Origin of the sequence: Flexithrix dorotheae DSM 6795 (assembly GCF_000379765.1) — a bacterium.
GTDB lineage: Bacteria > Bacteroidota > Bacteroidia > Cytophagales > Flammeovirgaceae > Flexithrix > Flexithrix dorotheae.
On the sequence record NZ_KB903444.1, the window covers coordinates 33,949 to 42,795 of the forward strand.

General features: G+C 38.1%; 7 protein-coding genes. 4 read left to right on the plus strand and 3 right to left on the minus strand.

All coding sequences use genetic code 11. The annotated features are described in order from the left end of the window. Nucleotides 1-186: 186 nt before the first annotated feature. From A3EM_RS0118250 to A3EM_RS0118260, 3 genes are all read left to right on the plus strand, one after another. Nucleotides 187-1,602 (plus strand): Gfo/Idh/MocA family oxidoreductase, encoded by a 1,416-nt coding sequence (locus A3EM_RS0118250; RefSeq protein WP_020529682.1) that lies wholly within the window; start codon nucleotides 187-189, stop codon nucleotides 1,600-1,602. Nucleotides 1,603-2,071: 469 nt separating this feature from the next. Further along, nucleotides 2,072-4,384, plus strand: coding sequence for a GH92 family glycosyl hydrolase (locus A3EM_RS0118255; protein WP_020529683.1), 2,313 nt, complete (start codon nucleotides 2,072-2,074; stop codon nucleotides 4,382-4,384). 12 nt (nucleotides 4,385-4,396) lie between these two features. Further along, nucleotides 4,397-5,191: an endonuclease/exonuclease/phosphatase family protein gene (locus A3EM_RS0118260; protein ID WP_020529684.1), complete on the plus strand. Its 795-nt coding sequence runs from the start codon at nucleotides 4,397-4,399 to the stop codon at nucleotides 5,189-5,191. A gap of 17 nt (nucleotides 5,192-5,208) precedes the next feature. Here the strand turns inward: A3EM_RS0118260 and A3EM_RS0118265 are convergent, their stop codons facing one another. From A3EM_RS0118265 to A3EM_RS0118275, 3 genes are read right to left on the minus strand one after another with little or no spacing between them, the layout of a single operon-like run. Then, nucleotides 5,209-5,856 (minus strand): ClpP family protease, encoded by a 648-nt coding sequence (locus tag A3EM_RS0118265; RefSeq protein ID WP_020529685.1) that lies wholly within the window; start codon nucleotides 5,854-5,856, stop codon nucleotides 5,209-5,211. Nucleotides 5,857-5,867: 11 nt separating this feature from the next. Beyond that, a complete protein-coding gene (locus A3EM_RS0118270) occupies nucleotides 5,868-6,131 on the minus strand; it encodes a hypothetical protein (protein WP_020529686.1) in 264 nt (87 codons plus the stop codon). Next, a complete protein-coding gene (locus A3EM_RS0118275) occupies nucleotides 6,112-6,645 on the minus strand; it encodes an RNA polymerase sigma factor (RefSeq protein ID WP_020529687.1) in 534 nt (177 codons plus the stop codon). Before A3EM_RS0118275 ends, A3EM_RS0118270 begins: the two co-directional genes overlap by 20 nt. 529 nt (nucleotides 6,646-7,174) lie before the next feature. On the opposite strand from A3EM_RS0118275, the gene A3EM_RS0118285 reads away from it, so the two are divergent. Continuing rightward, entirely contained in the window at nucleotides 7,175-8,584 is a 1,410-nt protein-coding gene (locus A3EM_RS0118285) for a sugar porter family MFS transporter (RefSeq protein WP_020529689.1), read from the plus strand. Nucleotides 8,585-8,847 lie beyond the last annotated feature (263 nt).

Sequence of the window (8,847 nt, forward strand, 5' to 3'; positions counted from 1 at the left end):
CAAATGGACAACTGAATATTTTAAGCACTAAAAAATGAGAGATTTCAGGACAGGAAGTTCCTGTTTTAAGCCTAAACAAGTAATACCCATACTGATTTTAAACTAATCTTTCTTCGAAAATTTTGATTTTCTAGACTTGATAATTAACATCACAGATGAAAATAGTAAAAATCTAACAATTTGAATATGAAAAGAAGACATTTTATTAAAACAGGATCATCGGCTCTCACCGCTGCAGCAGGGCTTTCCATTATTCCATCCGGAGTATTGGGAAAAAAGTTTGGAACTGTAGCTCCGAGTGATAAGGTAAACCTGGCATGTTGTGGAATTGGGTTCAGAGGAGGTCAAATTATTAAACAATTACACGAAACAGGACTTGCCAATATTGTCGCCCTTTGTGATGTAGATATGGGAGCTCCTCATACTCAGGAAGTCATCGATATGTTTCCTGATGCCCCCCAATTTCAGGATTTTAGGAAGATGTTCGATAAAATGGGCGATAAAATCGAGGCGGTAAGTGTTGGAACACCTGATTTCTCACATTTTCCAATTACAATGCTGGCCATGTCACTTGGCAAACATGTGTATGTGGAAAAACCTATGGCCAGAACTTTCAAAGAAGTGGAACTGATGATGGAGGGCGCTAAAAAATATAAAGTAGCTACCCAAATGGGAAATCAGGGACATTCTGAAGCCAATTATTTCCAATTCAAAGCCTGGAAAGAAGCGGGAATTATTAAAGATGTCACTGCTATTACTGCCCACATGAACAGTAAAAGAAGATGGCACGGATTTGATCCTAACATGACTAAATTCCCTGACGGCACACCAATTCCAAAAACCATGGATTGGGATACCTGGATGGTTACTGCACAGGAACACGATTATCAAAAAGACTTTGTAAATGGCCAATGGAGGTGCTGGTACGATTTCGGGATGGGTGCTTTAGGTGATTGGGGAGCTCATATTATTGATACAGCTCACCAGTTTCTGGATCTTGGATTGCCTTACGAAATAGATCCGATAAAGCTTGAAGGCTATAATCCATTTTTCTTCCCATTCTCATCTACAATAGCTTTTAAATTCCCTGAACGAGGAAATATGCCAGCAGTAGATATTACCTGGTATGATGGCATTAACAATATGCCAGCGGTTCCTGAAGGATATGGCATTTCTAAAATCGACCCAAACATTCCACCTCCAAGTGATGGAAAATTGCAGCCGGCCAAATTGAACCCTGGGAAAATTATTTATAGTAAAGAATTGACTTTTAAGGGAGGATCTCATGGAAGTACACTGACTATTATTCCTGAGGAAAAAGCCAAGGAAATGGAATCTAGCTTACCAGAAGTGCCTGAAAGCCCATCCAATCATTTTGCAAATTTCCTTTTAGCCTGTAAAGGTGAGGAGAAATGCAGATCATCATTTGATGTAGCGGGACCTCTTAGTCAGGTCTTTACCCTCGGTGTATTGGCACAGCGATTAAATACTAAATTAGTTTTTGACCGGGAAACCAAGCGGATTACCAATAATCCATTGGCCAATGCCCTTCTCGTAGGGGAACAACCCAGAAAAGGATGGGAGGAGTTTTATTTATTATAAAACTTAAATAACCACTATTTCTAAATACATCAATTTGCCATGGTGCAAATTGATGTATTTTTTTTCTATATCAGTTTTTAGCCATTTAAATCATTTCACACTTCCTCAAATATTTGCATTAATAAAACTGTATTCGTGCATTGTTTTGGCTTTTTCATGCAAAAACATGCATACAGTTCCTTTTTTTTAAATTAATTGTTTTAATTTTACACCACACATTTACGAAAACCCAGCAAATTCATTCAGCAATGAATCTAACACAACAGTTAATTCAAAGACCTTTTGGCAGGTCTACTAAAAGACGTTTATTCATTTTACCTTGCTTTCCCTTTCAGCCAAAAAAATTATCCGGAATTAATTTTCTAACTGATTTATCGCTTCTTAGATAACTCTTTCCCATTATCTATTATAGCGAGAAGTTATATAAATCGAACCATTTAGTTTTTCTATATCAACCACCCATTTCAAAATGAAAAATCTACTTATTCAGATCACAACCACTGGAATGATCAAAGTATTATTGAATTCCGTATTCTTTGTTTTTTTTGTCTCCTGTAATGCCCCTGATAAAGTAGTGGAGGTAGGTACTGATATCCCCAAAACCCTCAATTCTTATGTAGACCCATTTATAGGCACAGCCTATCACGGTCATACATTCCCAGGCGCAGCAGTGCCTTTTGGCATGATTCAGTTGAGCCCGGATAATGGAACCAATGGTTGGGACTGGTGTTCAGGATATCATTATTCCGATAGTATAATCGTAGGATTTAGCCATACTCACCTGAGTGGAACCGGAATAGGTGATTTGGCAGATATCCTTTTTATGCCCACTCGTAATCAGGTTGATCTCACCAAAAAAATCAGTTCGAGAGAGGATTACGATTTTAAGGGTTTTTATACTCATGAAAAAGAAAGTGCTTCTCCCGGATATTACAGTGTAGAGTTTGAGGATTCAGAAATCAAGGTTGAATTAACTACTTCTTCCAGAGTGGGTTTGCACAGATATTCATTCCCTGAAAAAGAGGGAAATAAAGTGGTGCTTGATTTGGGTTTTGCCATTAATTGGGATGCTCCTTTAGAAACTTATATTAAAGTAGAAAATGATTCTACAATTACGGGATACAGAAGGTCCAAAGGCTGGGCAAATGACCAGCGGGTGTACTTTGCTGCACAATTTTCGTCTCTCTTTCAATCTTACCAGCTTTCAGATGGGTTGAAACTGGAAGAGGGTGCAAAAGCTGTAGGATTAAAAGCTAATGGGATATTTAATTTTAATACCAACCAGGTTTTATTGAAGGTAGGCATTTCATCTGCCAGTGTTGAAGGGGCTTTAAAAGGAATAGAAAGTGATTTGCCCCACTGGGATTTTGAAAGAACGAAAACTGAAGCCGCAGAACTATGGGAAAAAGAATTGGAGGGAATCCAGGTTCAGACTTCCGATGAGAATTTAAAAAGGATTTTTTATACTGCTTTTTACCATACCAAACTGGCCCCTGCCCTATTTTCAGATGCGCTGGGAAATTATAAAGGTGCGGATGGAAATATTCATTCAGCAGACAATTACAAAAAATACACAATCTTTTCCCTTTGGGATACTTTCCGAGCAGCTAACCCGCTTTATACCCTGGTTCAGCAAGACAAGGTGAATGATTTTATTCATTCAATGATGGCACATTACAGGGAGTATGGATTGCTTCCGGTGTGGGAACTTACAGGTAATGAAACAAATACCATGACGGGTTACCATGCTATTCCGGTAATTGCTGATGCTATTTTGAAAGGTTTTGATGAATTTGATGCAGAAGAAGCCTATGAGGCGATGAAAAAAAGCAGTATGCAGGATATTCGTGGAGTGAAATTTTATAAAGAATATCACTACATCCCTTCTGAACTGGAAGAAGAATCTGTAACCAAAACTTTGGAATACGCTTATGACGACTGGTGCATCGCTCAGGTAGCCAGGCATTTGGGAAAAACAGAGGATTACAAATATTACATGAAAAGGTCATCAAATTACAAAAATGTATTTGACAAAGAAACAGGTTTTATGCGAGGGAAATCCAAGGATGGCATTTGGGTAACTCCCTTTGATCCTAAAAAATCCTCTCACCGGGTAAACACAGATTATACTGAAGGGAATGCATGGCAGCACAGTTGGTTTGTACCGCACGATATTGCCGGATTGATTGAACTACATGGGGGCCAGGAAAAATTTATTGAAAAACTGGATCAGTTGTTTGTTGAGAATTCGGAAATTACCGGAGATAATATTTCTGCAGATATTTCAGGATTAATTGGACAATACGCTCACGGAAATGAACCAAGTCACCATATTGCCTATATGTACAATTATGCCGGAGTACCCTGGAAAACCCAGGAAATAATAAGAAAGATTCTGGAAACTATGTACACCGACCAGCCTGACGGACTTTGTGGAAATGAGGACTGTGGCCAAATGTCTGCCTGGTATGTATTTAGTGCTATGGGACTTTATCCGGTCAATCCTGCAGAGGGAATTTATGTGATTGGCAGTCCAATGTTTGAGGAATCAAAAATCCCCGTAGGTGATGGAAAAACTTTTATCATTACAGCGGAAAATGTTTCTAAAACCAATAAGTATATTCAGTCGGCCACTTTAAATGGAAAATCACTGGATGTTTCTTATATCACGCATAAAACCATGATGGATGGTGGAAATTTAGTGCTTAAAATGGGGGCAGAACCAAATAAGGATTTATGGACATCAAAAGAGTCCTTTCCTCCTTCTGTTACGGTCAATTAATTTCAAAAGTACATGGCAGTGAAATCAATAACATTAATTCTTCTGGGTCTCATTATTACGTTTCAGGCCTCCATGGCCCAGGAAAACAAAAGAATAATTAAAGTGCTTTCCTTTAATATTCTTCATGGAGCTACTACAAAAGGTGATTTTGACCTGGATGCCATTGCCAAAGTTATTATTGAAGCCGACCCTGATTTTGTAGCGCTTCAGGAGGTGGATTATCTTACCAACCGGGCCAAGAAATTCGATTTGGTCACTGAGCTGGGGTGGAGAACAAAAATGTCTCCCCTTTTTGGCCGGGCCATGCCTTATGATGAGGGAGAATATGGAGAGGGAATATTATCCAAATATACATTTTTGCATACAAGAAATATTCCCTTACCTTTCACTCCCGGTGATGAACCAAGAGCAGCCCTGGAAATTACTACCGTTTTGCCTTCCAAAGATACCATTTCCTTTATCGGTACTCATCTTGATCATCTGAAAGATGAAACTAACAGAATTATGCAATCCAAACATCTCAATGCAGTATTTTCCTCCAACTCACATCCTACAATATTAGCAGGTGATTTAAATGCCGAACCAAACAGCGAAACCATTAAAATTCTTGAAAACACATGGACGGCCTCTTATAAAATGGACCAGTTAGCCTATACCTATCCTTCGGAAAATCCCGTAAAAAAAATTGATTATGTGATGTTTTATCCAAAAAACCGATGGAAGGTGTTGAAAACTGAAGTCATTCAGGATCCTATTGCTTCAGATCATTGTGCTTATTTGGTCACCCTTGAATTATTGGAAAAATAGTCTGATTTATTCCTCTCTCAATTTTTATAGAAACTCAGTTCTGGTTTTTTCTCTTTCAGTTTAATCAGTTCTGAAGTTTCCCCTAAAACTTCATCCACTATTCCGTATTCTTTTGCTTCGATGGCATTCAGAAAGCGATCTCTTCGGAAAAATTCTTCTATTTCTTCCTTACTGTGCCCGCTGTTCTTCCCCATGATATGGAAAAGCTGAGCCTGAAGCCGTTCTTGTTCGTGGGTGGCAATCCGAACATCTTCAGTATAACCCTTGGCTCCACCTCCCGCTGGATGTTGATGGATGGTAGCCATCGCCAAGGCAAACCGTTTCCCTTTTGCTCCGGAACTTAGTAAAGCTGTTCCCATACTTCCGCTAAAACCAACCGCCACTGTGGAAACAGGGGCTGAAATCATTTGCATGGCATCGTAAATGGCCAATCCGGCATATACTGATCCTCCCGGGCAATGAATGTACATGTCAATCTGTCGATTTTGGTCCTGGCTATTCAAATAAAGTAGCTGAGCTACAATAAGATTAGCCACCTGATCATCAATTGCAGTGCCCAGAAAAATTATTCGTTCTTTGAGTAAAAGACTAAATATATCATATGATCGCTCCCCACTACTGCTCTGATCAAGCACCATGGGAATCAAATGTGATTTTACATGCATAAGATTATTGTTTATAAAATAGAAAATATCCGGTCCTGAAATGATTTATATTTTGGACTTGTAAATAATTTTTTTTCAACCATATTTATTTCCCTTTTCAGTTTTTCTCTTCCATAGTGCTTAAGTATTCTATAAGTTAAAGCTTGCCAATAGGCCTTTTCCTTAAGTTCCTTGTTTATCTGTAACCTGGCCTCCATCACCAGTCTATCGGCCGGATCGCCCTCCTCCAAAAGGAGATTTTCCAATTGCTGTGCTTCAATCAATGAAATCCTCATATCCTAATGATTTTTGTTTCACATTTTCCCTTACTTTTTCAAGGCATTTAAATTTTTGCACGGTGGCAGATCGTTCACTTTTATAACCAAACTTTTTGGCAATCTCTTTCATACTCAATTTTTCGTAATAATAAGTTTGCAACAAATCCATACATTTCTCCCCTGACTCTTGGAGAAATAGTAGTAATTTTTGAACCAGCGGTTTCGATTCATTCGTTGTCTTAAATTCCATATTTTCCAGCCCAACCTTTCTTTTCTCTTTGTGATGGTATTTCAGCCAAAGGTTTTTCACTATACCCATTAAATAAGCCTGGTCACTAATTTCTGCCTGGAAACTTGTAGTGACCATTTTTTCATAATACAGGATAATCGCTTCATGGAAAAGCTCCCTGGCTTCTTCTAAATCACCACCTCTTTTTTGGATGTAATTACAAACCGCAGGAAACACCTCCTCATACCAGTTCATGATTTGTACTTCCCTGGATTGTTTATCAATTTTTTCTTTTACCAGCATAATTCTTTCTTTTCATAGATGTTCCGGCAATCAACCAAATATCACCCTAAAATTTGACTTTTTTTAATCAGGCTATTTTTGGATCCAGTACAGGCATTAAGATGTGGACAAATGAATTGAAAAACCGGTTGCCCGACTGATTTTTGGTTTTGAAGTTTTCTAAAGTATAACCTTTCAGCTGCGAATGGTAGATTTTGCTCTATGCCTCCCCAATTTTTCCTTAAATAATCTCCATTATTCTCTTCAAAATTGGGTCGCCTAAAATAAAATCTAATCATCCTCGCTTGGAAATCCCTTACTTTAGACAACCCCTTTGAATCTTCCAAACAATTGGTTGAAATGATTCATTGCATTTTTATTCTTAAACCAAAATTTCAAATTAACTCTATTCCCTTATTTGCCATTTTCGGCTATCAAAAATGACCTACGCTATCCATAGGTTTTTAAATTCCAAAAAAATTCCCTAATATCAAATCAATAAAATTGCTATAAACTAGAATTATTCAAACAAATTTTCACCTTTCAAAAAATGAACAAACAGTTCAATTATAATCAAACTTATATCTGGCTTATCTGTATCACTGCTGCAATGGGAGGTTTTCTCTTTGGCTACGACTGGGTAGTAATTGGGGGAGCAAAACCATTTTATGAGCCCTATTTCAATTTAACCTCTGCCACTCAAAAAGGTTGGGGAACCAGTTCTGCTTTGGTGGGCTGTATGGCAGGAGCCTTACTTTGTGCATTCATAAGTGATAAGCTTGGTAGAAAGCGCCTTTTAATTGCCTCAGGATTACTTTTTTCATTATCGGCCTTAGGAACCGCACTTGCAGATTCTTTTTATATGTTTAATGTGTACCGAATTATGGGAGGAGTGGCCATGGGTATTTCACTCAATTTGTCTCCTATGTACATATCAGAAATTTCTCCTCCTGCTAAAAGGGGCATGTTTGTCACCATCATGCAACTCATGGTGATGTTTGGCGTATTGTTGGCCCAATTGATTAATTGGCAAATTTCACTTTTGGATAATTCATTACCTGCAAATGCCTCTTTGGAAGTGATTGCACAAAGCTGGAATGGCCAAAAGGGATGGCGGTGGATGTTTGCGGCCGAATTTATTCCGGCAATTTTATTTTTTGTCCTCATGTATTTTGTTCCTGAAAGTGCCCGATGGCTAATTAAGAATGGACAAATTGAGGAGGCCAAAAAAGTATTTCAAAAGATTGGAGGGACAGCTTATGCGGAATTTGAATTGAAAGATGTAGGCAACACCCTGAGTAGTGAAAATGTTGCCCGGGTTAATTTTAAAGAGTTGCTCAATCCCAGGATTTTAAAGGTAATCGGGTTGGGAATATTCCTGGCATTTTTACAACAATGGAGTGGCATCAATATGGTAATTTACTATGCTGCAGATATATTCCAGGCAGCGGGTTATGACCTAAAGGAAATGATGTTAAACATTGTAGTAATTGGTTCGGTGATGGTTCTTTCTGTGTTCATTACCCTTTTCACAGTGGACAAGTTTGGCCGAAAATCATTATTACTCCTGGGGACCTCTTCTATGGTCATCGTTTATATACTTATTGGCCTTTGCTTTCAGTTAGAAGCCAATAACGGATTGACAGTGGTTCTACTCATTCTGATAAATATCATGTGCTACTCTATTACCCTAGCGCCCTTATTATGGGTAGTCCTTTCAGAAATTTTTCCCAACCGGATAAGAGGAGCAGCCATGTCCATAGCTGCCCTGGCACACTGGATTGGTAACTTTTCTCTGACCTTCACTTTTCCGGCAATCAATGAAGCCATTGGTTGGGCCAATAATTTTTGGATGCATGGAGTCATCTGCGCAATTGGCTTTCTAATTTTATATAAATTTCTTCCAGAAACAAAAGGAAAAACACTGGAAGAAATCGAGCGAGAGTTAATTGGTTCTTAACCAAACCAAAAGTAGATTTTAAGAAAGACACATCAATACTTTCCATAATTTGGAAATGAATTCTGATATAAAAATTAAACTAAAGGAGACTGTTCTATATTAGCAGTCTTTTTTAGTTTATTTACCACCCATAACTTCTTCCATCAATTTTACCAGAAAATACCTTTTGGGGATATTATAAATTTATTTTTTAGCCCGGTTATACTTTTCTATAGCAATAATTAGTTTGTATGGATGAAGTGGTGTAAAAGCCGCCTAATTAC

Excerpts from the sequence above, each read along its gene's own strand:
- A3EM_RS0118250 (WP_020529682.1), top strand. The coding sequence starts at position 187 with ATGAAAAGAAGACATTTTATTAAAACAGGATCATCGGCTCTCACCGCT.
- A3EM_RS0118255 (WP_020529683.1), top strand. The coding sequence starts at position 2,072 with ATGAAAAATCTACTTATTCAGATCACAACCACTGGAATGATCAAAGTA.
- A3EM_RS0118260 (WP_020529684.1), top strand. The coding sequence starts at position 4,397 with ATGGCAGTGAAATCAATAACATTAATTCTTCTGGGTCTCATTATTACG.
- A3EM_RS0118265 (WP_020529685.1), bottom strand. The coding sequence starts at position 5,856 with ATGCATGTAAAATCACATTTGATTCCCATGGTGCTTGATCAGAGCAGT.
- A3EM_RS0118270 (WP_020529686.1), bottom strand. The coding sequence starts at position 6,131 with ATGAGGATTTCATTGATTGAAGCACAGCAATTGGAAAATCTCCTTTTG.
- A3EM_RS0118275 (WP_020529687.1), bottom strand. The coding sequence starts at position 6,645 with ATGCTGGTAAAAGAAAAAATTGATAAACAATCCAGGGAAGTACAAATC.
- A3EM_RS0118285 (WP_020529689.1), top strand. The coding sequence starts at position 7,175 with ATGAACAAACAGTTCAATTATAATCAAACTTATATCTGGCTTATCTGT.